Here is a 26,239-nt window from a genome sequence, read left to right as displayed (position 1 = left end):
AACTGATTTTGTCTCCTTATTCCTCATCCCTCTTTCGACCCATACTAAAACCTCCCTCATCTCTACCTTAAGTAGTAGGACGAGGAAGGTCTCGATCGTATCAAAATTAAATTACACTAAATCAATCGTTTCTTCTAAAGCAAACGCATAGATGACCTTGCGTGAAATTTGAATATGAAGAATCGCTTCTAACGCTTCTTGATACAGATTCAACTGAGTCGCGTACCGATTCCTTAACACATCAGCAGGTGTCTGTCCGACTTCCGTCGTAACGATTTGATCCGATTTATAATCGAGCAAGATATATGACTCTCCATCCTGAATCAAACAGTCGACGATTCCTTGCATGACTGCGTCATCCACTGGACCTGTCCAGTCTTTTCGGAAACGCGATGCCCCGATCTTATATGTGAATGGCAACTCTCGATAGACGTGGTTCGTCCGTAATCGTTCGCTGAACAATTGTCCGATTTCAGAGTCGAGGAATCCTTGTAACTGTGTTGTCGCTTCCCGCATCGTCGTCGCTTCAATCGGCGTAATGCGTTCCGTTGCTTCCCACTGATCAATTTGTTGCGAAATCGATTCGTCCGGTTCATATAATTGCATCGCTAAGTGTAAGACCGTTCCTCGTTCCGCTCCACTTAAAACAGGTCCGAGGAATTGTGGCGTTCGGTAATACGTCGTCTGGCGATATGTCGTTTCGAATGCTGCACGTTCGAGCTGTTCCGCCCGCTTCAGTTCCGTGACGGTCTGTTTTGCTGCCGTCTCTGTCGCAAGCGCATGCGGATACTGATACGAAAATGCCGCTTCGACAATTTCTTTGACTTGTGAATTAACCGGCACATCGATTTTTTCAAGCTTCTGGACGTGTTCGAGTTGCTCCACGAGTGTTGAGATTTCTTGATACGGTGCTAACTCCTCTAACGACATCACACGAATCGACCAATCCGTCTCATCGGGACGTAGTAAACTACTGCGTAAGACTGCCGGAACGACCCATTCCGCATAACTCTTCGCTTGGCGTCGATCATTTTCAGGTAGTAAGACTTCATCTGGTGGCGTCATCTGCCAGGTCGCCATTTGATCCTCTAAATCCTTGACTGTCCCGACAAGAATCAACTTTTCCTTCGCTCGAGTCATCGCAACATACAAGACGCGCATCTCTTCTGCCTTCATCTCTCGATCCATTTCCCGGCGGATGACTTCTTTTAAGAGTGTCCCAGATCGCAAACGACGAATCGGATCAATCGCATCTAGGGCAATGCCATACGTCTTATGCAACTGAATCGCCTGCATTTGATCCTGTTTGTTGAATTGCTTCGTCAATTGGCTGACGATCGTCACGGGGAACTCGAGTCCCTTTGATTGGTGGATCGTCATGATGCGAACGACGTCCTCGTCTTCTCCAAGCGAACGGGCTTCTGCGAAGTCTTCTCCTCGTTCAATTAATCGATTGATTAGACGAAGGAAACGATAGAGGCCACGATAACCGGACGTCTCATATTGCTTCGCTCGCTCATATAAAGCGTTCAAGTTGGCTTGACGACTTTTGCCTCCAGCGAGACAGCCGACGTATTCAAAATAGCCGGTCTGATCAAAGAGCGATCGAATGAAGGCAGGTAGGGCACTCCCACGTGCTTCAGTTCGCCATGATTGAATCTGACGGATGATTTCATCCATTCGAATTCCGAGTGATGATTCCTCTGCCGCCATTGCTAGCGCTGCCTCATAAAAGCTTCCTTCTTTTTGTTTTGCTCGAATCCGTCCTAAATCTCGATCCGCCACCCCAAAAATCGGCGATCGTAACAGACTCGCGAATGGAATGTCTTGAAGCGGATTATCGATCGTCTTGAGCAATGCCATCATGATTTGAATTTCCGTCGCTTGGAAGTATCCGCCTGTCGTATCCGCATAGACCGGAATCTCATACTGTTCGAGCACTTCGACAAGCGCTTGGACACGCTTACCACGCGACCGTGCTAAGACGACGATGTCGCGGTATTCACACGTTCGGAATCGGTTCGCTTTCGCATCGTAAATCAGATGTGGATGCTTCGAATCAACGAGTTCTAAAATTCGCGTCGCAATCGCTCGTGCTTCAACCTCTTCCTTTTCACTATCAAGAGGATCTATCAAGAGTAATTCAGGCGCCACTTGCTCCGATTCGAGATAACTCAGATTCCCGAGTCGAAGGTGCGCGGCTTCATCGTAATCAATCTCCCCGACCGTCTCATCCATCACTTGGCGGAAGATTTGATTCGTTCCATCCAGCACCTCAAGACGACTGCGGAAGTTTTTTGTTAAATCGATTCGTGTTCCAACGTCGGTCTGTTGGAATCGTTTGAATTTCTCAAGGAACAATCCTGGCTCTGCATGACGAAATTTATAGATGGATTGTTTGACGTCACCGACCATGAAGAGATTTCCTGTCGCCTCATCCGTTTTCGAGACCAATTGGATGATGCGTTCCTGAACCTCGTTCGTATCTTGATATTCGTCGACGAGTACTTCAACGAAGCGTTCCTTCAGAAGTTTTGCCACGTCTGACGGTTGTCCTTCGTCCGTCAAAATCTCTAATGCAAAATGTTCAAGATCCGAAAAATCGACGATGCCACGTTGTTGTTTCGCTTCGAGATAATCGCTTGCAAATTGACGTACGAGTGTCACGATCGTCTCGACGTGTCGCAACTGCGACCGCAAGTCCTCCAAGTAATCAACACCGGTCTTTTGGACGAACAGCTCTTTCATTTTCTTGAACTCCGCTACGAGTCGCGTCCGCTCTGCTTGAAACGGTTTGATTCCTTCATCCCCGCGTGGACTCTTCCAGCGACCGAATTCTACTGCTTGAAAAGCAAGCGCAACCATCGTCCAGTGGCGTGCCGACGTCTCAAGCGAGGTAAAAGGAGCAATGTCCTGACGCATCATCTGTCCCATTTCCGTATAACCAGACTGCTCCAGCTCAAAAGCAAGTTCTCGGTAACGTCCTAATAAATTCGAGAGACTTTCCCACTCTAATTCGACTAGTCGTTGCATGAGTGGAGAATCATCCGGGTCAATTGGCTGATCGTACTGACTGATTAAATGTGCATAAAAAGCTTCCGGATCCGGTAAGGAACGGGAAAACCGATAGAGATTCGAAATCAGTGTCAGCATCGCTTGATCATCCCGATCTGACGTATAACTATCAATCAAATCATAGAATCCCGGGTCCTCAGAAGCATAAAAGGACTCAAAGACCGCTTCTAAGACATCGTCTTGCAATAACAGTAATTCAGATTCATCGGCAATTCGAAACGCAGGATCTAGACCAATCCGGTAATAATTCTCGCGCAGAATCGACAAACAGAACGAATGAATCGTTGTAATTTGTGCCCGGTTCATTAATTGACGCTGTTTTTTCAAATACAAATCATCCGGTGCCTCTTTGATGCGCTGGTCCATCACCTCAATGACCCGCGTCTTCATCTCACGTGCTGCCGCATTCGTAAAGGTAGCAACGAGAATCCGATCAGCCGACAACTCATCTTCGGGATCAATCAATCGTTGCGTCAGCCGTTCAACGAGGACCGCTGTCTTCCCTGATCCCGCTGCCGCTGAGACGAGGATATGTCCACCTCTAGCTGAAATGGCTTGTTGTTGTTCTTCCGTCCAACGCACGCTCATTCTTCTTCCTCCTTCAACCGTTCCAGTACCTCTTTTTCAGACATCGGTTTTAATGGGCGATACTGATTCCCAAGCGATTCATCGAACTGACAGACTGAACGATACTCACAAAAACTACACGGTGTCCGTTCCTGATAATCGAATGGATTGATGGCGATATCCCCATCATAGATATCTTGACTGCTGTCTTTTAATGCCTCCCATGCATGATCCATCAGCGCTGATAAATCTTCCTCTTGTACGACACCTTTCGTCTGCGTCTTATGCAGTCCGTTTTTTGTGAATGTCACTTTGACGAGCGGTGATTTTTTTCGTTCATCGTACGCAATATGATCCATCGCTCGTAGTACCTCGTCATTCTCGAGAATGACGCCTTGCATTTGATAGGACTCGAGTAACAGTTGGTTGCGCTCTTCTTCGTCAGCCGATAAATCGCCCCGTAACATCGGGTTTTTGACGTGGAAATATAACGCACCAGCTGGTTTTGCCTGCTGTTGATAAAGCAGCTCCGACTGCTCCACGACCGTCTTCAAATACAACAACATCTGAATCGCAAGCCCATAATAGATTTCCGCAAAATCAAGTCCTCGAGCACTTGATTTATAATCAATGATTCGAACGTATAGCTGATCACCAATCGTCGCCTGATCAATCCGGTCGATGCGACCCGTGAATTCAATTTCTGTTCCATCCGGTAACGTAAAGCGTAATGGCGGGAACGTCGCATTCCCAAAACTGATTTCAAATAAGTCAGGTTCAAAATCTGTTCGTTTTGCTTGTTCCACAAGCATTTTAGCTGTTTGTTCGACGACATCCGTCAATTTTTTCTTGATATACCCGAAGCGACTCGAACTCATCAAGATCGCATTCTGAATTTCCGGTGTCACCTTTTCGACAGCTTCCTTCGCAAGTGTTCCGCACGTCTCGCCGTCGATCTCTCGCCAGTGTCGTCCAGAAGCTTTAATACTGAGCGACAGATCATTTAATGCGCCGTGGAACAGATTCCCGATGTCCGGTGCTTCAAATTTATACAGCTTCCGCTCGCGTAAACGAAGTCCGTATCGAGCAAAATGCTTATACGAGCAGGCGTTATAGGTCTCAAAACGCGAAACGCTCGCTTGCAGTGAATCACCATATAGACGATGCGCCAAACCCTCCGGCAAGGCTTCCGCTTGATTTTGATAGAACAAGGCACTCGAGAATAACCCCATCCGTTCACGTCCCTGTCCGTTTTCGAGAAGCGTATTGTACACTTCGAACCAAATCGGCTGAATCGGATAACGTCGTTGCAAACGGCGCAGCTCGATCGCCGTCGCTGCTGCCGCGCGATCTGGACTCGTTACGAAATCAAGTTGTTCTTGCGGTGCGTGTTCCCCAGCTTCCGCAAAGTGTGTTTTGATCGGACGATCGAGCAACAATTGTCGCTTTAATTGTTTTGTGATCGCTGCCGGCTGAAGCGCCTTACCTTCTTCATCGACCAGTGCGTAACTGACATACAAGGCTTCACTTGGAGCCATCATCCCTTGATACAGGTAAAACAGCTCATCATCAAACACATCAAGAGACGCTTTTCCAACCGGAATACCATGCTCATGTAAAAAGTCATGATCATTTTCGGACAGTAACTTTGATTGATCTTGAACGAACGGAATCAGACCATCATTCGCTCCGAGTAAAAAGACGACTTTTACTCGTTGTAATCGTCCACGGACATAGTCCGTCGCGATGACTTGATCGAGCGATGGCGGAACAAGTGCAAAACGAAGGCTCTCAAGTCCTGTCTCGACCATCTGGACGAACAAATCCGTTGATAAGGTATGCTCAGGCGCAGCAGCTTCTAGCTGCTCGAATAGATGAAGTATCGCTTCATATACTTGATCATGCTCGCGCGCAACAAGTAATTGATCCTGCTCTAGTGCTTGCTTACGCCATTCCATTAAACGTTCTGCAATTTTTTGTTCTTCAAGGAATTGATAAAGACCTTTCGTATACGCGCTCATCGTCTTCGCCTGTTTCAGCCGACGGTGCAACGGTTCAATCAAGTCGACGACGAATGTTCGTAAATGGTTCAGTTCTTCTTCTTGCGCAAGCTCCTCTTCCGTTAAGCGAACTTCCTCTGCTAGGCGCCGCTTTAATTGCCACGGTTGTTGCCACATCGACCCTTTGATGCCGCGTTCGAGCACGAACGTCTCAAAACGATCGAGCGCTAGACGCGCATCTTCTGCGGGAATTGGCAAGAGCTCCGTCTTCAGTAAACAAAAGACCGTTTCTTCCCGATAACCCGACGTTACGATGTCTAAAGCAGATTGAATCAAGTCAACGAGTGGATGATGAACCATCGACTCACGTTGATCCAAGAAATATGGAACATCATACATGTGGAAGGCTCGTTCCAAGTGATCCGCATACGGCTCAAGATGTCGCACGACGAATGCCATCTCATGAAACCGATACCCTTTTTGTCGAACGAGTTGAATCGCTTTCCGCACGGCTGATTCTGCTTCAACTTGACGGTTAACTGCAGCTGTCATCTGAAAGCCCTCAATGTCATGATCGACAGGAGGATATCCCGGCTTCAACAAGGCCTGCTCCAAATGTCGTAGTCCTTCTGATTGAAACTTGATTGGTTGATCATACAAAATTTCTTCATATGGAATCGACAGTTCCTGCATCTGACCGATCAATTGCATGTAGCACCGCTGAGACACACCAAAAGAAGTTTGTTTCGCATAAGGATCCGTTGCATCCATCGTAAAACTAATATGCATTTCAGCCACTTGTTGCATCAAGGCGAGTAAAACTTGTTGTTCCTGGAGCGAAAATTCATAAAATCCGTCGACGATGATCGTCGCTTGATCCAGTCGCGCTTTTGGAAGTAATTCGAGCAACGTCGTATAGTAATCGTCTGCATGGAGTGCTTTATCGACGATTCGTTCCGTAAAGCGCTCATAAATCAACGCAAGGTCGTTTAATTTCGGTGACCGTTCGAGAAAGCGATCACTCACTTGACGCAACATGTCTGGCTCAATCAACGAACGTTTAAACGACGCAATGAGCTCATCAAGTCCTTGGAAAAATCCAGGCATGTTTTTAGTTCGTTTAAAAATCTTCAGTTCGTCTTCTGATTCCTCAACGACCTGTCGCAGTAATAGCTGCGTCCCCGTCTCATCAAGAAATGGAATCGCTTGATTCCCGTAATCGCGTAAAATATGAAACGCAAAGCGCCGTAGACTCATGACCTCAAGACGAACAAGACCTGCTATCCGTTCATCTGTCGCAATCCGCCGCTCCATTTCAAATGATATCTGATCTGGAACGATGAAATACATCTTCTCTCCTAGTGGTCGTTGCTCGAGTTCTTGTACGACGCGCTCGATCAATTGTGTCGTTTTCCCACTACCGGCACGACCAATATGCATATGGTTCATCAAGAAAACCTCCTTCTCGTTTTTCTTTACTCTTAGTATCTCACAAACAAGAACAAATGTACTGTTTTTGGCGCATGTCTTCTACGTATAAATTTGCTATAATCAGGACACATCCTATGTAAGGCAGGTGATGCTTCTTGTCACTTTACGAAACCGTCGGAGGCGAGCATATACTCACATCCTTGGTTCGCTCGTTCTATCATCAAGTCTACCATGATTCACTGTTGCGACCGTTATTCCCTGAAGATCGGCAACGTGTCGAACAGGCACAACTCGTCTTCTTGACCCAATTGACAGGGGGACCGCGCGACCCGGATCAACCGCCGGCGAGTTTAGCGATGATTCACCGGTTATTACCGATTCAAAAAGAACATGCCATCCGTTGGTTGGAACTGATGGAAGTAGCTGCTCTTGATACGATTCCAAATGAAGAAGCACGACTTCAACTACTCGAGCGATTACGAATTGGCGCGATGAATGTACTACGCGTTTGTGAAGCACACCAGATGGACTGAGGGATTTTTCTTTCTCATCTGTCCATTTCCATGTAAAATAATAAATGGAGGCGATAAAACATGACGGAAGAACAAGAACAACGACCTGAACTCGTAAAGAATGCGATCGAGCAAGCCGAAGCATCGACGAACGAGGATGACACGCTCGAGGAAGAGCAAACCGAAGAACAAAAAAAATTGGATCACATCAAAGGTCTCGTAACCCTTGAACGCGGATCTGATTACTATCGTGTCGTTTTTTATGACGACCATAAACACTTGATTTTCAAGGAACTCGATTACGACCGTGTCGACTTCGTAGGTCGTTTCTACAATGATAGCTTTGATCCGACAAACTTGACGGAACTAGAAGAAATCGCAGAAAAAGCACTCTCGACTTCTTTACGAAAACGATTCTTGTAATGCATGAAATAAGCCGTCCTCCGATTGGAGAACGGCTTATTTTTTATTGATCAGGTTGTTTTTTCTTCCGACGAAGGACGTAAGCAAGAACGCCACCTGCGACAGCGATCCCTGTTGCCGCCAAGATCGGTAATAAGACCTTTTTGTTAGATGCTAGTTTTTGTTTGACTTGCTCAAGGCGGGACTCATTCGTCTCTTTCAAGGCGATGGATGTCCGACGGTTCATCGTGACGTGTTTCGCAGCATCCGTCACGACGATGCGTTTCGTGACCCAACGGCGATTTCCAGCATCATCGACGACCAATTGTCGCGCCCGTTTAATTCCTTTGATTCGTTTACCCGGTGTATTTTCCGGACGCACGATGCGGGAACTGATAAAGCGTCTGCCTCCAGTCGCACCAAATCCAGGCTGTAATTTTCGGCGATTTAACCATTCGTATGATTCATTCATCGTGTCGCGGTAAAAGTTACCGCTTCACCTCCCTATGATTTCTCTCTCTACTGTTTCTCCTTACGTAAGTAAGATTCCTGTTATGTGTTTCCACTTTTCACCGATTCTTAAACTCCGGTAACTGAAAACGACGCTGCATTTCATACGCCAGTTCCAGTGTTTTAATCCGTTGTCGTTCGATGCTGTATGCGGATGCATCTGTATCGATACATTGACCTGTCTGAAATTCGACTTGTACTTTACCGGATTTTTTCTGAACAGTCTTCATCTGTTTAAAATTAATCCAAATACATTCCGCCTTTTCTTTTGCGGTCGTTGGAAAGAAAATCGTCTGTGCTTGCCAATCCACTAAAACAGGGGTCTTTCGGTTCGGACCAAGAATATGCCGCGCTGCTTCGATTCTTCCACGCATGGACGAACCAAAATACAAACAGGATTCTTCAATCAACTTAATGGGATGACCATCTAAAATACTTTCAGAATGTTCCTTGATGACGAGTGTCTGCGGTTCACCGTATTGACCGTATCGCGGGATCAAGGCTAACGTTTCTTCCGTGATTGGGTATGACATCTCCTTCGCTCCCTTCCTGGATTATATTGGTTATATCAAACTTCCTTTTGCCTTGCATGACCGGAACGATTATTTCCTAACGAAAAAAACGAGATCCAAAGATCCCGTTTTTAAAATTCTTTTGGTTTTTTTTCCTCTTGCTCAATAAAATGACGTGGGAAATTAAAAATCACACAAACTTTTCCAACTCCATTTCCCGCAGAACGGTTTTCGATTGCGACCGTTCCATCATGACGCTCAACGATCCGTTTGACGATATAGAGACCAAGCCCAAACTTTCCTTCCTTGCCACGTGAGAATTGATGGAACAGTGGCGAGGAGGCGTCAAGCGGTGGTCCGTCATTTTCGATTTCGATATGCACCTGATCCGCTGTTCCGGACAATCGGATATCGATTCGTGTTTCGGCATAACGAATCGCATTGTCCATGACATTTTCGAGCGCAACACGTAACTGCTCTCCTTCACCAAGAACGATTCCCGCTTCTCCACTAACATGCCATTCAAGTGATTTCGTCCCAGAAAAGCGATTTTTCAACAGATGCACCATCCGGTCGATGTCAACATTGTCCCACGTTGAACGATCGAGCTCGAAATAGTCGAGCTTCGTGACATAAAGTAGAGCCGCGACTTTTTTCTCCAACCGCTCCGCTTCTTCATCAATGACGGATACGGATCCGGTCAAATCACCATCCGGATAAATCCCGTCTGAGATGGATTGAGCATAACTTCGGATGACCATGATCGGTGTCTTCAAATCATGGGAGATGTTTTGAAGTAATGATTTTTGTGCCTTATCTTGTTTTTCAAGATCCATCCGCATCGCATCGACCGATCGTGCGAGTCGTCCGATTTCATCCCCGCGATCAAGTGGAAGTGGTGTATCCCATTTCTGAGCCGCGATCTTCCCGACCGCTCCCTCGATTTCGACGAGTGGTTGTGTCAACCGTCGCGCTAACCAAAAGGCAATGAATAGCGTAAAGATACTTCCAATGATGACGACGAATCCGATTTTCGAGAATAACTGCGTAATCAGTTCTTGTCGATACGCATCCCAAACATAGGAGACACGATAGTACGTTTCACCACTATCCTCGATTTTTCGAATACTGTAGTATACATCTTCTTTATCAAGACGCGTTGTATACTTTGCCGTAACTGTTTTTTGATCAATCGCATCACGGTACATCTGATTGATCAGCTGTTGTGGTGCTCCACCGTAATAGAGCTTTCCGTTTTTAGAAAGGAGTAAGATATTAACAGAACGGGACTCCTGTTTTCGGCGGTCAAATTCAATCGGATTATCCTGAAGCATCTCGATGACGGAGGCGTCCTTCGAGAAGAAGACTTCGCTATTCTCAAGTGTCGCATAGACCTGTTCATCGATGAAATTTCCGATCGATGACCGAATGACCAGGAGAATGACCGCAGAAAGCGTGACGATGACGAGCAGAAACATCGCCCAAATCTGGAATCCGAGACTGCGGTTTTTCATGCAGACACCAAGCGATAACCGATGCCGTAAATCGTTTCGAGCTCGAGCTTCGATAATTTTTTACGGACACGACGAACGAGATCATCGACGACTCGGTCTGAACCGAAATAATCGTCACCCCAGACGCTGACGAGAATCTGCTCGCGTGACATCGGCGTCCCGATTTGTGTGGCGAATAAAATCAACAAATCGTACTCTTTCGACGTCAAATCGATTTCTTGACCATTCTCTTCGATGATTCGTTTCTCTGGATAAATCATATAATCACCGTATTGGATGACACCACTCTTTGGTGTCGCATACGTTCGTGCCAAAATCTTTTTGACGCGGATGACGAGTTCTCGCGGAAGGAACGGTTTTGCGATGTAATCGTCTGATCCCATCTCAAGACCAATGATTTTATCGATGTCCTCATCACGAGCCGAGATGAAGATGACAGGTGTCGTCTCATCATGTGCCTTGATCCGCTTAATCAATTGAAAACCATCCATATCCGGTAGCATGATGTCTAAAATCCATAAGTCAGGCTTTTCAACGATGGCAGAGGCCGCTGCCTCACCAGACGTAAACGACTTCACCTGCCATCCCTCTTGCTCCAAATATTTCACGAGTACACGATTCAAGTTCACTTCATCATCAACTAAATAGATTGTATGCATGGCTCTCACTCCTCGACTAATGTGCTTTGTTTCAGTGTATCAAAGGAATTCCGCAAAATTATGGGAGAGTGGATAATAATTCAAAAAAACCTTTCTTTTCAAAAGAAAAGAAAGGCGAAGTCATAAATTTTCTATTATTTGACGAGACGGAGCGCTGGATACGCTACTTGCTCGTTCTTTGAAGTCACAGGTGTTACCTGTTGACGACGTTCCATTTTTACGACGTGCGTCAAAAATCCAACGCCGCCTCCTAACAATACCGTTACACCCGTCATTAATAGAATCTCCATTTTCTTCGCCACCTTTTCCATCGCAATTGATAATCAGTATCATCCTCAAACTGACTATATCACGCTCAAACGAAAATGAGAAGCGTTCTCATGAAATTAATCGTCTAAAAACTTTTGTTGTTCCAGTTCATGGCGTTTTCGAATGATTTCCTTCCAATCAAATTGTCCTTGTTCGAGTCCATTGATTAAAATTTCAGCAGTTCCGACATTCGTCGCAAGCGGTAAATCGTACACATCACACAATCGAATGAGTGCGGAGACGTCCGGCTCATGCGGTTGGGCCGTCAGTGGATCCCGTAAAAAAATCACGATATCGATTTTTCCTTGTGCTACAAGCGCTCCGATTTCCTGATCCCCACCGAGTGGACCTGACTTACAGCGATGGACGTGCAGATCGGTTGCTTCCATGATCCGTTGTCCGGTCGTTCCTGTCGCGTATAATGTATTTTTCTTAAAGAATGCGGCGTAAGCCCGTGTAAAGCCCATCATCTCATCCTTTTTCTCATCATGTGCAATCAAAGCGATATTCATTCGTATCCCCTCCTTCTTGTCTATGCACAGAAAAAGAACTTCAGAAACCTGAAGTTCTTGAGACACTCATGAATTCGTCGGTTGTTTCTTCAACACGGTCCGTAAAATCTTCCCGGTCGTATTACGAGGTAATTGATCGATGAACTCAATCTGCGTCGGACATTTATATTTCGCGAGTGATGTAGCACAGAATGCCTGCGTTTCCTCTTCCGTCATCGTCTCACGAGCAACAACGAATGCTTTGACGGCTTCGCCCATCTCCTCATCCGGTATGCCGATGACGGCGGCTTCAATGACGTTCGGATGTTGGTAGAGGACTTCTTCGACTTCACGCGGGTAGACATTGTAACCACCGACGATGATCATATCTTTTTTGCGATCGACGATATAGAAATACCCGTCTTCATCTCGACGAGCCAAATCACCCGTATATAACCAGCCATCGCGTAACGTCGCTTGCGACTCTTCCGGCATCTTGTAATAACCCGTCATGACGTTTGGTCCTCGAACGATCAATTCTCCGACTTGACCATCTGGTAATTCTTGTCCGAGTTCATCGACGACTTTGTTTTCGACATCGACGATCGATGTCCCAATCGAACCTGGTTTTTGAACACCATTGACCGGATTGAAACAAGTGACGGGTGATGCTTCCGATAAACCATATCCTTCGAGGATATGACATTGGAATGTTCGATCAAATGCTTCAAGAAGCGGCACTGGAAGACTTGCTCCTCCTGAGACGAACAAACGTGTTGATTCAAAATAGGTCGCATATTCCGGATGAGCCTTCACGGTTTGAAGTAAGAAATTATACATCGTCGGTACACCCGCAAAAATCGTCACCTGTTCTTTTTTCGCTAACTCAAACGTCTCTTGTGGTGAAAAACGTGAAGCAATGATGATTGACGCTCCATGTGCGAGTGAAGCATTGACGACGACCGTCAAACAAAAGACATGGAACATCGGTAATACGGCAAGTGTCCGGTCGCTACTGGATACATGTAGATAATCCCCAATCGAGCGCGCATTCGACGTCAGATTACGGTGGGATAACATCGCACCTTTTGGTTTTCCTGTCGTTCCACTCGTATAGAGAATGACAGCGATGTCGTCCAGTTCATTCGTCACTTCTGTCAATGGATGTTCGATTGCGAGCCAGCGATCGAGCGTGATGAACGTCACTTGTTGATGTGTTTCGTTCGGTCCTTCTTGATCCGCGTAAGGAACAGAGACGACAATCTTGAGATTCGGTAAATGCACGAGACGATCTTTTGCAGCTTCGACGAGCGGTGCAATCCCTAAAATCCCCTTCACATCACCGTTCATCAGGATATACCCGATTTCATCCGGTGTATATGTAGGGTTGATTGGAATCGCGATTGCCCCTTGTTTCATGATGGCGTAATATGCCACTAGGAATGCTGGGCTATTCCCTAAGATCAGCGCGACATGATCGCCTTTTCGGATCCCGTTCGCTTCGAGCGCACCGGCTGCCCGGTGAAACTTCTCGACAAACTCACGATAGCTGACTTGCGTGTCCTCAAACACATACGCCTTTGAATCCGGATGTGTTCGAGCAGTTTCTTCGACGGATTGAATCAATCCAAGCATGAGCAAAATTCCCCTTTCGAATGAATGACTATTCATTTTTTACGTAAAAAATCCATACGTAGTCAAAAGCGACCGTATGGATAGTGTAACACTTTTTGGAAACGTTTTCACCGAGTTTCTTTTTAACCGTTGACGATGACGCCACCATTCAAGTGAAGGACTTGTCCTGTCATATAACTTGAATCGTTACACGCGAGGAAAACATATGCCGATGCCATCTCAGCCGGCTGCCCTGGGCGATCCATCGGTGTATTTTTCCCGAATGTCTTGACTGATTCATGCGGGAACGTTTCCGTGATGAGCGGTGTCCAGATCGGACCCGGTGCGACGGCATTGACACGAATGCCTTCCTTTGCTAAGTTCATCGAAAGACTCCGTGTGAAGCTGACGATTGCGCCCTTCGTCGCAGAATAGTCAATCAAAAGCGCGTTCCCTTCGTATGCCGTTGAAGATGTCGTATTGATGATGGCAGAACCGAGTGAAAGATGCGGTAAGGCAGCACGGGCAAGACGCATCATTCCGAAGATATTCGTCTTGAACGTCTTTTCCATCGACTCGTCTGTAATATCCTTCAGACTATCTTCTGGTTTTTGCATACTCGCATTGTTGACGATGATATCTAAGCGACCAAAACGATCGATCGTTTTTTGGACGAGTGTTTCACAGTAATCTGCATCTCCGATATCCCCTTTAGAAAGTAGGACTTCGCCGCCTAATTCCTCAAGGCGAGCCTTCGTTTCTTCTGCCCCTTCTTGATCACCGTAGAAGGCGATGACGACTTTCGCTCCTTCTCGGACATAAGCAATTGAGACAGCACGCCCGATCCCAGAGTTGCCGCCCGTGACGATCGCGACTTTCCCCTCTAATTTTCCTGCTGCCTTATAATCATCACGCTCATAATATGGTAACGGCTGTTCATCCTCCGTTTTTGGTAACTGTTCTGAAATCCGTTCGAAATCAATAAAGTCCGTCAACGAACCTTCTAAAAAATTATCTTTATTATAGCCCATGAAAAAAACTCCCCCTATGCAGTTGATAGAAGGAGTTTTCCCATAAAGACTTACGCTAAAACGTCTAGCACCTCATCTAGTTCGACAGCGCCGAAGTATTTTTTCAATTCGTACCGACCGAGCACTTCGCGAAGAGACGCGCGATCATAGCGTGAACCTTCGAGCGCCCGCGCGATTTCCTCTGCATCCTCGACGCCAAAGAAGTCACCGTAAATCTTCGCTTCTTCGATGATGCCTTTTTTGACGTTCAGCCGGAAATCAATCGTACCAATCGGGAAGCGTTTTTTATGGATGACATCGAATTTCGGCGATTTTCCGAAGTTCCATTCCCAGTTGCCATAACGTTCTGCCGAGATAGCACGCACTTTATCCCAGTCTTCTTCGGTTAAGATATACCGTTCAATCTCTTTTCCTTCATAGATCGAGGCAAGGAGATGATCAACGAATTGTTCCATCGTCAATGGTTCTGACAGGAATTCCGAGATATTCGCGACACGACTCCGGACTGATTTAATGCCTTTAGAGCGCATCTTCTCTTCACTGACGACAAGCGCATTGACGACTTCTTCGATGTTCGAATCGAGCATCAGTGTACCGTGACTAAACATCCGCCCTTTCGTCGTGAACTGGGCATTCCCACTGATTTTCCGACTTCCGACATGAATATCGTTTCGTCCAGATAACTCCGCTTCGACACCGAGTTTATGCAGCGCTTGTACGACTGGCTCCGTGAACTTTTTATAGTTGTTGAACGAATCACCGTCATCTTTTGTCAAGAAACTGAAGTTCAAGTTTCCTTCGTCATGATACACCGCGCCACCACCTGAAAGACGACGGACGACGTGGATCCCGTTTTCCTCGACATACTTCAAATTGACTTCTTCGTTCGTGTTCTGGTTTTTTCCGACGATGATCGATGGACCGTTGATATAAAACAAGAAATAGTCTTCTTCATTGACGTTTAGGTTGTTCAAGATGAATTCTTCGACAGCGAGATTGATTCGCGCATCGCGAATCTCAGGGTGGAAGATGAATTTCATAATGGTTTCGTGCTCCTTTGTGATGGAATCATAATGTGATCAGTTACAGCCGTCAACACCACACGCGTCACCTTCAGCGATGACTTCAAGTGTTTGTTCTTGGCGCATCTTCGCGAAGACTTGTTCGAATGCTTCCACTGGTTGTGCGCCTGAAATCGCATATTTCCGGTTGAAGACGAAGAACGGTACACCACGAACTCCCAGTTGTTGTGCCATCGCTTCTTCTTCTCGAACATCTGTCGCCAGTTCTTCTGACGCAAGAAACGCTGTGACGTCTGCTTCAGCAAGTCCAGCATCTACTGCGATCCGTGTCAGAATGGCTCGGTCATTCAAATCTTCTCCATTTATGAAATACGCTGTGAACAAGGCTTCTGATACTGCATCCATCTTACCATGTTTTTTAGCGAATTGAGTCAGACGATGAGCCTCAAATGTATTGGCTGGGATGACACGATCCATCTCGTAGTGCAAGCCTTCCTGACTTGCCGTATCAACGACACCTTGCGACATATTCCGTGCCTGCTCGAGAGTCGTTCCATATTTTGACGCGAGAATTTCGTATAAGCCTTGTGTCGGTACTGCTGGTGCATCTGGATCGAGTTCAAAGCTCTTGAATTCGACCTCGACATCTAACTTTTCGTTCGCAATCGCTTGTTCTAAGCGACGCTTCCCAATATAACAAAACGGACATGCGTAATCTGACCATACTTCTACTTTCATCTGTGTTCTCTCCTTTTGTGCAATTTCATACATTAAGCATAGTCGCCTCTAGACAGAGTTGCAATCTTTCCGCCCGCGCCAATACGAATATACAAAAAAGGAATCAAGATCATATTGATCTTGATTCCTTGATGAGTTAGAAAGCTTATTCTGTCACGAGTGCATGTGCTGCATCTTCGATTTCGATATCGAGTTCTTTCGTATAAGCATCTGTTTGTTCTGCTGTCCAGTTCAAGACAGATTTCATCTCTTCGATGACGGCATCTTTGTGAGCACGAGCCCAAGCGATGTCGAAGAAGACAGCACCTGTACGGCGGATGAAGAAGTCGATCGGACGAGCAACCATTTCATGTTCGATGCTGTAGTGGAGTTGTGCATAGACAGAACGTGGAAGAGCTGTCGTTGCTGCATCGAATGCTGCTGCATATTCAAGTACTTTCGGTAAGTTCGAACCGTAGCGTTTTGCTAGGAATTGAACTTCTTCTGTCGTTAGACCGTTCGTTGCTGTTTGAGCTTTTAGGAATTCAGCAAATCCTTTTGCTCCGCCGACGTGTCCACCAGACATTGGCATGTTTTTCGTTGAGCAACGTGCGTACGCGACGTTTTCTTCTTTTTTCAAGAGTTTAGCGACGAGATCAACGACGTGCTCACCCATTTTACGGTATCCAGTCAATTTCCCACCCGCAATCGTGATGAGACCTGACTCAGACTGCCATACTTCATCTTTACGAGAGATTTCAGAAGGATCTTTTCCTTCTTCATAAATCAATGGACGTACACCAGCCCAGCTTGATTCAACGTCTTCTGCTGTCACTTTAACATCCGGGAACATGTAGTGAATTGCGTCTAGGACGTAGTCTTGGTCTTCGACTGTGAACTTCGGATGTGCAGTATCTTTATCGAAGAACGTATCTGTCGTACCAACGTACGCTTTTCCATCACGTGGAATCGCGAAGATCATCCGACCGTCTGGTGTATCGAAGTAGACCGCTTGTTTAAGCGGGAATTTCGATTGATCGATGACGACGTGGACACCTTTTGTCAAACGAAGTTGTTTCCCGACTTTAGAGCCATCTTTTTCACGTAATTCATCAACCCATGGACCTGTCGCGTTGACGACTTTTTTCGCACGGATTTCATGTACGTCACCTGTCAAGAGGTCCGTCACACGCATGCCGACGACTTTTCCAGCATCGTAGATGATTTCTTCTGCTTTTGTATAGTTGACGACGCGTGCACCGTGTTCAACCGCTTCTTTCATGACTTCAATCGTTAGACGGGCGTCATCTGTACGGTACTCAACGTAGTAACCGCCACCTTTAAGACCTTGTTGTTTGACGAGTGGTTCTTTTGCCAATGTTTCTTTCGCAGATAACATCGTCCGCCATTCCGAACGTTTAACACCTGCTAAGAAGTCATAAACACGAAGACCGATTGACGTACTGAACGGTCCGAAAGTACCGCCTTTATGCATCGGAAGCAACATCCACTCTGGTGTCGTGACGTGTGGTCCGTTTTCGTAAACGATCGCACGTTCTTTACCGACTTCCGCGACCATCTGAACTTCGAATTGTTTTAAATAACGTAGACCACCATGGACTAATTTCGTTGAACGACTAGACGTACCGGACGCGAAATCCTGCATTTCGACGAGGCCAATCTTCATACCGCGTGACGCTGCATCGAGGGCGATCCCCGCACCTGTGATACCGCCACCTACGACGAGTAGATCGAGTTCTTCACGTGTTAATCGATTATAGACATCTGCACGGTTTTTGCTTGAAAATGGTTGGTTAGCCATGAATAGTTCCTCCTGTTTAGGTTCGAAAAAAAAGAGACCACAACAAACACGCTGACTATGTCAACTGCTGCTGTGGTCTCTCCATATTCTCCGACCGATTTATTAACTTGACCTTACTATAACATACCTCACATCATTTGAACAACATCGTAGCTTGAACAGCTTTTTGCCATCCACCGTAGAGCGCATCCGTCTCTTCTTTTGCCATGCTCGGCTCGAAACGACGTTCTTTTTTCCATTGCGTCGCAATTTGTTCACGGTTCTCAAAGAATCCAACAGCAAGACCTGCGAGGTACGCTGCACCTAACGCCGTCGTTTCATTGATTTCCGGACGCTCAACTGGTGCTTGGATGATATCACCTTGGAACTGCATCAAGAAGTCGTTTTTGACTGCTCCACCATCGACACGGAGCGTTTTCATCTCGATGCCTGAATCTTGCTCCATCGCAGATAGGACGTCGCGTGTCTGATAAGCGAGTGATTCAAGTGTCGCGCGGATGAAGTGTTCTTTTTCCGTACCACGTGTCAAACCAAAGACTGCACCACGAACGTCTGAATCCCAGTAAGGTGTACCGAGACCAACGAACGCTGGTACGACGTAGACACCGTCTGAAGACGTGACGCGTGTTGCGTACCCTTCTGATTCTTTGGCATCATCAATGAGACGTAATCCGTCACGTAACCACTGAATCGCAGATCCTGCGACGAAGATACTTCCTTCTAGAGCATACTCCACTTTTCCATCGACGCCCCATGCGATCGTCGTCAGCAATCCGTGCTCTGATTTCACAGCCTCTTCCCCTGTGTTCATCAACATGAAGCAGCCTGTACCGTACGTGTTCTTCGCCATTCCAGTATCAAAACACGCTTGACCAAACAATGCTGCTTGCTGATCGCCCGCTGCTCCAGCAATCGGAACCGCTTCTCCGAAGAAGTGATATCCTGCTGTCTCTGCGTACACTTCAGAAGATGGTCGTACTTCCGGAAGCATCGCTTTTGGGACATCTAAGATGTCGAGTAACTCGTCATCCCATTTTAATTCATGAATGTTATACATCAACGTACGACTTGCATTCGAATAGTCGGTCACATGTGCTTTTCCGCCGGATAATTTCCAGATGAGCCACGTATCGATCGTACCGAACAATAGTTCACCACGTTCAGCACGTTCCCGTGCTCCTTCGACATGATCTAAAATCCATTTGACTTTCGTACCAGAGAAATAAGCGTCAATCAATAGACCTGTCTTCTCACGGAAGAGCTCGGCATGACCGGCTGCTCGAAGCGCTTCACAGATTTCAGCCGTTTGTCTCGATTGCCACACGACTGCATTGTGAATCGGTTTCCCTGTTTCTTTTTCCCAAACGACAGCTGTTTCACGTTGGTTCGTGATTCCAATACCAGCAATCTGCGACGGCTTTACGTTCGCCTCCGTCAGACAAGTCGCCACGACAGCAAGGACACTTCCCCAAATCTCGTTTGCGTTGTGTTCGACCCAACCTGGCTTCGGAAAATACTGCGTGAATTCCTGTTGTGCTGAATGGACGATCTCGCCGGCACGATTAAACAGGATCGCACGTGTACTCGTCGTTCCCTGATCCAATGACAAAATGTAGTTCTCCATCTCTTCCCCATCCTTTTGTATCTAAATAAGTTAAGCTGACTTTGACTCCACTGACGTTGTTTTGTTCGGACGAACACCGAATCTATAGCATAAGCCTAATATGACGATTGTCACAAGTCCTACAATCCAAAAAGCCGGTGTATCTTTTCCTGTGAAGACCGAACGATAAAACAATCCGCCAAGACTTCCACCGAGAACTGGTCCGAGAACCGGAATCCATGAGTATCCCCAGTTCGATGATCCTTTTCCATGGATCGGTAGGATGAAGTGAGCGATACGTGGACCAAGGTCCCGCGCCGGATTCATCGCATATCCTGTCGTGCCTCCGAACGACATACCGAGGCTGACGATCAAGAACCCGACGATCAATGGATTCAGACCATCGGAGAACTTATTCGCTCCGATCGACAACAACCCGATGACAAGTAAGAATGTCGCAATCATTTCACTCATTAGATTGGCAAATGTATGTGGAATCGCTGGTGACGTCGCAAAGACGCCGAGTTTCGTTGCTGGGTCTTTCGTCTCCGCCCAGTGTGGTAAGTAATGGACGAAAACAAGACTTGCACCAAGTATCCCGCCGGCAATTTGAGCGACGATATAGCCTGGTACGTCTGCCCATGCAAATGAACCGTCAAAGGCTAAACCAAGCGTTACTGCTGGGTTAAGGTGTGCTCCACTGAATTGACCGACAGCATACGCTGCAATCGCCACGGCAAAACCCCACGCAAACGTGATGACGATCCAGCCTGCATCCTTCGCAAACGATTTCGTCAAACTAACGCCTGCACCAACACCATTCCCAAGCGCGACAAGCAAGGCTGTACCTAAAAATTCCGCTAGTAAGGGTGACATATATGTTCCTCCTTTTGGTTATGTGAAAAAAGCAACATAAAAAGGAGATCCACGTCAGTTCATGCTTGAATGTTCTCCAAGCAGGACTCACACGTGAATCTCCCTTTTCTCCGTCACTTTGTATCAACTTGATATCACTATAACAATCAGTGAAAACGCTGTCAAATAATCCGAATGATTTTCATCACAATCAAGTTAAGAGCGTGGTTCAAAATGACGCCACAAGTCCTTATTCGATGTTGTGATACTAGAGGCACCTGCTTCAATCGCTTGTTCCACTTCCTCGACCGTATCGATGAGTCCACCGGCGAATACGAGACGCCCTGTCTTTTCTTTCACTTCTTGAATGTACTTTGGCATTAACCCTGGTAACACTTCGATGTAATCAGGTTGCGTCCGTTCCATGAGTTGATAACTTTTTTCGAGTGAACTGGAATCGAGTAAGAACATACGTTGCATCGTCTTGACCTTTTTTTGACGTGCTTTCAAGATGACGCTCGCCTTCGTCGAAATGACACCATACGGCTTCAATTCTTGGCAGACGTATTCTGTGGCATATTCATCATTTTTTAACCCTTGAACGAGATCCATGTGTAAAAACATTTTTTTGTCGTAACGATGCGCCATCTCATAGACCGCTTTTAAACGCGATACATGCATTTCGAGTAAGACCCCATATTCATATGGACTCTTCAGCATCTTTTCAAAGTCTTCTAATTTTCTAACGGAAGGCAGGATCTTCTGTCCGAAATATGTCATATGTTCTCCCCCTGATTCGTAATGTGTCCTAAGTATGTCGTGAAACATAAGGAATAGGCAATGCTCTTTTCATGAAAATAAGTGAAAAGAGCGCTACGATTAGGGTATAGCTTAACGAAACGATTTCTTTTCAGGAGGTGAACGCGCAGTCCTACCGTCTGTGCACGTCAATGAGTCAGCAAAAACGGATTGTCATCTATTTATTCTCTATTTTAATTAACGCCTTAGGAAACAGCTTCATGGTGACCGCCTCGATCGGGAGTGCACCTTGGACATCAGCGAGTGAAGCCGTCGCGGCCATCTCTCCTTTAACTGTCGGACTAGCGATCATCGTCTTACATGTGCTTGCTTTGATTGCAGCACTTTCTCTCGGGAGTCGATTTAGTTGGTGGACGATTGTTCTCAGTTTTGCACTCGTCGTCCTTTTCGGCGCCGCGATTGATTTCTTCTTATCCATCCATCAATTGATTTACACACCACAGGGACTTTGGATGCGCGCCGTGTACATGTTGATCGGTATGCCATTGATTTCACTTGGACTCGCCCTCTATCTCCAAATCGGATTCGTATTGATGCCACCGGATTACTTGATGAAGTCACTGATCAGCCGCTTTAAAAGTACATCGCTCGGAGCAACGATCAGCCTCGGTATTCCTTTTTTGATTGCTTGCCTCTTTTCACTGATTGAACGCGAACTGATCGGCATCGGAGTCGGAACTTTCATTTTCCTCTTATTGAACGGTCCACTGATCGAATGGTTTCAGCGATTGTTCCCGATTACGGCACGTCCACCTAAACGGACAAGTTCTTGAATACTGTAAAAGAGCTGCTATTGATAGACAAATTCATCTATCAATAGCAGCTCTTTCATTTACGTATATGATTTTCTTTGAAAGACAAGAATCGATGCACCTAACAAGACGATGATATGAGCCAATACGAACAAGGCGGAGAACGTCAAAGTTGTTCCCATCGCTTCACTCGTACCATAGGTCATAGAATCCTTGAAATACATTGACCAGTCTAAATGCATGAATACGATCCACTTAGCGATTGCTGGTTTGAAACCAACCAGTAAGTTACCCGCAATGCTTGTAAAGAACTGTGCTAGTACGGTGAAGCCGATAATCATTCCAACAGAACGGAACAACAATGAGAAGAATAACGTCATGAATATCGTAAAAATCGGACTGACAACTTCGACGATCGTATCGCGGAACAGAATTGGATCTCCTGCCTCTGAAAACGCAAATGAGCCTGCGTAGACGATCGCAGCGATGAACACGAATTGGAACAACATGATCAAGATCGAAAAGATAAGTTTCGAGAAATAAATCGTTATTCGTGAATACGGACTCATTAATAAGTGTTTCATCGTGTCATAACGTACTTCATTCCCGATGGCTTCTGCCGTGAAGACAATCGTGATGATTCCTAATAGAGATGTCAGTAAAAGGAACGTTGATGAATAATAATCATAACGTGTGAACTCAAAATCATTCGTCTTTGCAACGATGATAATACCAACTGCAATAACGACATATAGTGCTAAGACAATCTTCGCTTTTTTAGTCGTCCACCATTTCATCCATTCATTTTGTATGAGCGAAAGCATGTGAATCCCCCTCTTTTTTCGTTACTTGCAGGAATTGTTCCTCAAGCGTCAAACGTTTAACGGTCAGTTCATGTAAATCGGCAATCGGCACGACGAGTCGAGCGATAGCTGGACATTCACTTTCCGGTGCGGTGATAATGATTTTATTCTCGAGTACTTCTGATGGATAGTTTGCGACGCGAAGGGCATCGAGTACATCTGTCATCGCTTCCGCATTGACACGAAGAGCGATTTTCGCTCCGGTTTCATTACGAACGGATTCGACCGACTTGATGACACCCTGATCGATGATTGCGTAACGATCACTGATTTGTTCCATCTCACTCAACATATGGCTTGAAATTAAAATCGCGATATCTTGCTCACGCGCCATTTGGCGTAAATATTCACGAAGCTCCGCAATCCCGGATGGATCCAGACCATTCGTCGGTTCATCTAAAATCAAGACGCGCGGGTTATGTAGCAAGGCACGAGCAATTCCGAGTCGTTGCTTCATTCCGAGTGAGTACTCTCCGACTTTTTTTGAAAGCTTTCCTTCAAGACCAACGAGTCGTGCTAGTGCATCATAATCCACTTGACCGAGTCCCGGAATGAGATTTTTGGCATGAACCAAGTTTTGTTTTCCTGTCAGATAAGGATAAAACGCTGGATTCTCAACGATTGCTCCGATTTGCGTCAACGCTTTCGAACGCTCTTCTACGACATCAAATCCATTGACCGTGACTTTCCCTGCATCCTGCTCGAGTAGTCCCGTGATGATGCGAATCGTCGTCGTCTTCCCTGCTCCATTCGGTCCGAGGAAGCCGAACACTTCTCCTGGGGATACCTCAAAACTGACGTCTTTTAAAATTTGCTCTTTTCCGAGACGCTTTGAGATATTTTCAATCTTTAACATCTGCTCTTCCTCCTCATTCATATTTTGTCTATGCTAGTAGTGTACGTGATTTTAAAGGATAAGTTTCATTTCTTACAAATATGTAATCTGATTCCAATTAAAGAGGCGTAACAGCGGAAATTCATACTAAAAATAAAGAATGGAGTCGCTAGATGATTCTCTTTGAACAAGTAACACATGATCACTTTCCGATCATCCAATCGTTATACGCGAGCGTTCCTGAATATGCGCTCTTAGAAGAACGAGTGCTTCCGCTCTCTGATTCGACCTTACAGGAAGAGTTTTTAAATCCCGATACCGTATCGCTGATTGGATATGTAGACGGAGAACCCGTCTTGCTGATTGACTACCTACCGAAGCATCCAAAAGACGGTACACCTTGGATCGGTCTATTCTTACTGCATGCTTCTCGGCACGGTACGGGAATTAGCAGTCAGTTACTATCCGCTTTTTGTGATCAGTTCCTAAGTCAGGAACCTCACATTCATCTCGCGGTCTTACCCGATAATTTAAGAGCCCGTCGTTTTTGGGAAAAGCACGGATTCCGATACGCGCGAACGAGTATCTCGAATCGCGAACAACACGTAGACGTCTACGTGTATGATGTAAGTAAAAACAAATGAAAACGCATGAATGGAGTATCACACAATGTTCAGACCCTCACTTCGCTTTGATGTTTTGTTAGCGGGATTGATTTCCCTGCTATTTTTTAGCATGACGCTCGGATTAACTTTTTTCATTAGTCACCATGCAACAAACCGACTCCAATCGGAAGTCGGAATGAATCTGTCAACGACTGCTCACCAACTGTCTGATAAGCTTGATCATTACATGTGGTCACGCTATGCAGAAGTGAAGTTACTCGGTTCTTTATCGACGATTCAACAAACAGATCAAAAAGTAAAAACACGTCAGACACTCGAAGAGTTACAACGACAGATTCCTGACTTTTCTTGGATTGGTCGTTTAGATACGAACGGTAAAGTCATTGCGTCAACGAATCAGATTCTTGAAGGAACATCGATTAAAGAACGACCTGTTTTTCAAGAAGCCTTATCGCAACCATTCATCGGGGATGTCCATGAGGCTGTTCTACTCGCAAAATTATTGCCGAATCCAAGCGGCGAGCCGCTCCAATTCGTCGATATCAGTACACCTTTATATGATAAAGGGCGATTTTCCGGTGTCCTTGCGACACATCTCAGTTTCGAATGGGCTAAAGCGATTGAACAAAGTTTTCAGAGCGCTACCTCTTCTCTCCAACAAGTCGATGTCTTCATCGTTAGTCAAGATCGAAAGACGATTTTGCTTGGACCGAACGGATGGAGTGGTAAAACATTACCTGATAGCGTAACGCTGACTTCGAATACTTCTGCGACCGCTTCTTGGAAAGGGAAAGAATTCGTCTCTGGTCAAAGTACAAGCCGAGGTTACAAGGATTACGATGGATTAGGTTGGACGGTTCTCGTACGTCAACCGACTTCGATTGCCTTCGCTGATGCCGACGCTTTACGTCAAACGATTTTTATCGCTGGATTGATTGCCTCTCTCATTACAGCCGTACTCGGATGGATGTTAGCGAAGTTATTGACACGACCATTATTAAAAATCACACATGCCGCCCAACAAATGCAGGATGATCCCTCAAAATCACTCCCGAATCATCGTGGAATCCGGGAAATCGAGACACTGACGGATGCCTTACAACGACTGATTCATCGCTTGCTACATACCGAACAAGAGAAATTGACGTTTGAACGCTTGTCACAACGCGACAGCCTGACGGGTCTCGCGAACCGTAACGGTCTCGCTCAATACATCGAACAATTGCCTGCAGAAACGCATTCTATTTATCTTTGCCTCGATTTGGACGGCTTTAAGGCAGTCAATGATACGTATGGTCACGCGCTAGGCGATCTCCTGCTAATCGAGGTCAGTCAACGTCTCGAACAATTACTTCCACCAGGTGGATTCGTCGCTCGTCTGGGCGGCGATGAGTTCATCATCGTCTTGACGACTCAATCCTTACCAGAAGCACGATACTTAGGTGAACAATGGATTGCTCACGTCTCGATGCCGTATCACTTAGAAGAACAAACCGTCCACATCGGGATGAGTATCGGAGTCGCCGAACAGGTGACAGGAGAATCACTTGAACAAGTCATGCATCGCGCTGATTTAGCGCTCTATCGTTCGAAGCAAAACGGCAGAGGATGTATGTCCGTTCATTGACCATTCAGGACGGAGGATTGACAAGCGCAGCTCTCCTCCGTAAGGTGAACGAGAAGCGTATAATTTTTCAA

Annotated in this window: 23 protein-coding genes; 5 read left to right on the top strand and 18 right to left on the bottom strand. The window is 46.0% G+C overall.

Going from position 1 to position 26,239, the window contains the following annotated elements; genetic code table 11:
* Positions 1-111: 111 nt before the first annotated feature.
* Together addA and addB are read right to left on the bottom strand one after the other, a co-directional pair.
* Positions 112-3,663 (bottom strand): helicase-exonuclease AddAB subunit AddA, encoded by a 3,552-nt coding sequence (addA, locus tag AC3B4V_RS00420; RefSeq protein WP_488377509.1) that lies wholly within the window; start codon positions 3,661-3,663, stop codon positions 112-114.
* Positions 3,660-7,091, bottom strand: a complete 3,432-nt coding sequence (gene addB, locus AC3B4V_RS00415) for a helicase-exonuclease AddAB subunit AddB (RefSeq protein WP_488377508.1) — start codon at positions 7,089-7,091, stop codon at positions 3,660-3,662. The genes addA and addB overlap by 4 nt, the downstream gene beginning before the upstream one ends.
* Positions 7,092-7,228: 137 nt before the next feature.
* Between addB and AC3B4V_RS00410 the strand changes: the two genes are divergently transcribed.
* Positions 7,229-7,606, top strand: coding sequence for a truncated hemoglobin (locus AC3B4V_RS00410; protein WP_064300364.1), 378 nt, complete (start codon positions 7,229-7,231; stop codon positions 7,604-7,606).
* A 60-nt stretch (positions 7,607-7,666) separates the two neighbouring features.
* Positions 7,667-8,008: a hypothetical protein gene (locus AC3B4V_RS00405; protein WP_023467386.1), complete on the top strand. Its 342-nt coding sequence runs from the start codon at positions 7,667-7,669 to the stop codon at positions 8,006-8,008.
* 43 nt (positions 8,009-8,051) lie between these two features.
* Here the strand turns inward: AC3B4V_RS00405 and AC3B4V_RS00400 are convergent, their stop codons facing one another.
* From AC3B4V_RS00400 to AC3B4V_RS00335, 14 genes are all read right to left on the bottom strand, one after another.
* On the bottom strand, positions 8,052-8,459 hold the full coding sequence (locus tag AC3B4V_RS00400) for a hypothetical protein (RefSeq protein WP_488377507.1): 408 nt from the start codon (positions 8,457-8,459) through the stop codon (positions 8,052-8,054).
* Between the two features lie 97 nt (positions 8,460-8,556).
* Positions 8,557-9,030 (bottom strand): competence protein ComK, encoded by a 474-nt coding sequence (locus tag AC3B4V_RS00395; protein WP_029340962.1) that lies wholly within the window; start codon positions 9,028-9,030, stop codon positions 8,557-8,559.
* 110 nt (positions 9,031-9,140) lie between these two features.
* A complete protein-coding gene (locus tag AC3B4V_RS00390) occupies positions 9,141-10,523 on the bottom strand; it encodes a HAMP domain-containing sensor histidine kinase (protein ID WP_214728720.1) in 1,383 nt (460 codons plus the stop codon).
* Positions 10,520-11,182: a response regulator transcription factor gene (locus tag AC3B4V_RS00385; protein ID WP_023467381.1), complete on the bottom strand. Its 663-nt coding sequence runs from the start codon at positions 11,180-11,182 to the stop codon at positions 10,520-10,522. The genes AC3B4V_RS00390 and AC3B4V_RS00385 overlap by 4 nt, the downstream gene beginning before the upstream one ends.
* 134 nt (positions 11,183-11,316) lie before the next feature.
* Positions 11,317-11,472, bottom strand: coding sequence for a hypothetical protein (locus AC3B4V_RS00380; RefSeq protein WP_174316041.1), 156 nt, complete (start codon positions 11,470-11,472; stop codon positions 11,317-11,319).
* A gap of 96 nt (positions 11,473-11,568) precedes the next feature.
* The gene (mgsA, locus tag AC3B4V_RS00375; RefSeq protein WP_023467379.1) at positions 11,569-12,003 is read right to left on the bottom strand and encodes a methylglyoxal synthase; all 435 of its coding nucleotides are present in this window, start codon (positions 12,001-12,003) and stop codon (positions 11,569-11,571) included.
* A gap of 66 nt (positions 12,004-12,069) precedes the next feature.
* On the bottom strand, positions 12,070-13,617 hold the full coding sequence (locus AC3B4V_RS00370; RefSeq protein WP_488377506.1) for a fatty acid--CoA ligase family protein: 1,548 nt from the start codon (positions 13,615-13,617) through the stop codon (positions 12,070-12,072).
* Positions 13,618-13,739: 122 nt separating this feature from the next.
* Positions 13,740-14,627, bottom strand: coding sequence for an SDR family oxidoreductase (locus AC3B4V_RS00365; RefSeq protein WP_064300368.1), 888 nt, complete (start codon positions 14,625-14,627; stop codon positions 13,740-13,742).
* A 50-nt stretch (positions 14,628-14,677) separates the two neighbouring features.
* A complete protein-coding gene (gene lplA, locus AC3B4V_RS00360) occupies positions 14,678-15,667 on the bottom strand; it encodes a lipoate--protein ligase (RefSeq protein ID WP_023467375.1) in 990 nt (329 codons plus the stop codon).
* 39 nt (positions 15,668-15,706) lie between these two features.
* Positions 15,707-16,387: a DsbA family oxidoreductase gene (locus AC3B4V_RS00355; protein ID WP_488377505.1), complete on the bottom strand. Its 681-nt coding sequence runs from the start codon at positions 16,385-16,387 to the stop codon at positions 15,707-15,709.
* A gap of 145 nt (positions 16,388-16,532) precedes the next feature.
* Entirely contained in the window at positions 16,533-18,188 is a 1,656-nt protein-coding gene (locus tag AC3B4V_RS00350; RefSeq protein ID WP_087679768.1) for a glycerol-3-phosphate dehydrogenase/oxidase, read from the bottom strand.
* Between the two features lie 133 nt (positions 18,189-18,321).
* Entirely contained in the window at positions 18,322-19,812 is a 1,491-nt protein-coding gene (gene glpK, locus AC3B4V_RS00345) for a glycerol kinase GlpK (protein ID WP_195865581.1), read from the bottom strand.
* A gap of 30 nt (positions 19,813-19,842) precedes the next feature.
* Positions 19,843-20,667: an MIP/aquaporin family protein gene (locus tag AC3B4V_RS00340; RefSeq protein ID WP_087679766.1), complete on the bottom strand. Its 825-nt coding sequence runs from the start codon at positions 20,665-20,667 to the stop codon at positions 19,843-19,845.
* A 195-nt stretch (positions 20,668-20,862) separates the two neighbouring features.
* Positions 20,863-21,426 carry a glycerol-3-phosphate responsive antiterminator gene (locus AC3B4V_RS00335; protein ID WP_023467370.1) on the bottom strand — a complete coding sequence of 188 codons (564 nt, stop codon included), beginning with the start codon at positions 21,424-21,426 and terminating at the stop codon, positions 20,863-20,865.
* Between the two features lie 170 nt (positions 21,427-21,596).
* On the opposite strand from AC3B4V_RS00335, the gene AC3B4V_RS00330 reads away from it, so the two are divergent.
* Complete coding sequence (locus AC3B4V_RS00330) at positions 21,597-22,238, top strand: YczE/YyaS/YitT family protein (RefSeq protein ID WP_064300371.1); 642 nt, start codon at positions 21,597-21,599, stop codon at positions 22,236-22,238.
* 59 nt (positions 22,239-22,297) lie between these two features.
* On the opposite strand, the gene AC3B4V_RS00325 is transcribed toward AC3B4V_RS00330, so the two are convergent.
* Both AC3B4V_RS00325 and AC3B4V_RS00320 read right to left on the bottom strand, forming a co-directional pair.
* Positions 22,298-23,041 carry a DUF2705 family protein gene (locus tag AC3B4V_RS00325; protein WP_488377504.1) on the bottom strand — a complete coding sequence of 248 codons (744 nt, stop codon included), beginning with the start codon at positions 23,039-23,041 and terminating at the stop codon, positions 22,298-22,300.
* Complete coding sequence (locus AC3B4V_RS00320) at positions 23,019-23,936, bottom strand: ABC transporter ATP-binding protein (protein ID WP_029340951.1); 918 nt, start codon at positions 23,934-23,936, stop codon at positions 23,019-23,021. The genes AC3B4V_RS00325 and AC3B4V_RS00320 overlap by 23 nt, the downstream gene beginning before the upstream one ends.
* Positions 23,937-24,088: 152 nt before the next feature.
* Here AC3B4V_RS00320 and AC3B4V_RS00315 point away from each other — a divergent pair, with 152 nt between their 5' ends.
* Both AC3B4V_RS00315 and AC3B4V_RS00310 read left to right on the top strand, forming a co-directional pair.
* Complete coding sequence (locus AC3B4V_RS00315) at positions 24,089-24,559, top strand: GNAT family N-acetyltransferase (protein ID WP_488377503.1); 471 nt, start codon at positions 24,089-24,091, stop codon at positions 24,557-24,559.
* 25 nt (positions 24,560-24,584) lie between these two features.
* The gene (locus AC3B4V_RS00310) at positions 24,585-26,168 is read left to right on the top strand and encodes a diguanylate cyclase domain-containing protein (protein ID WP_488377502.1); all 1,584 of its coding nucleotides are present in this window, start codon (positions 24,585-24,587) and stop codon (positions 26,166-26,168) included.
* Positions 26,169-26,239: the final 71 nt, after the last annotated feature.

It is taken from the genome of Exiguobacterium sp. E17S, assembly GCF_057772545.1.
The sequence above is the reverse complement of the archived record's forward strand: the minus strand, read 5'-3'. Positions and strand labels throughout refer to the sequence as shown.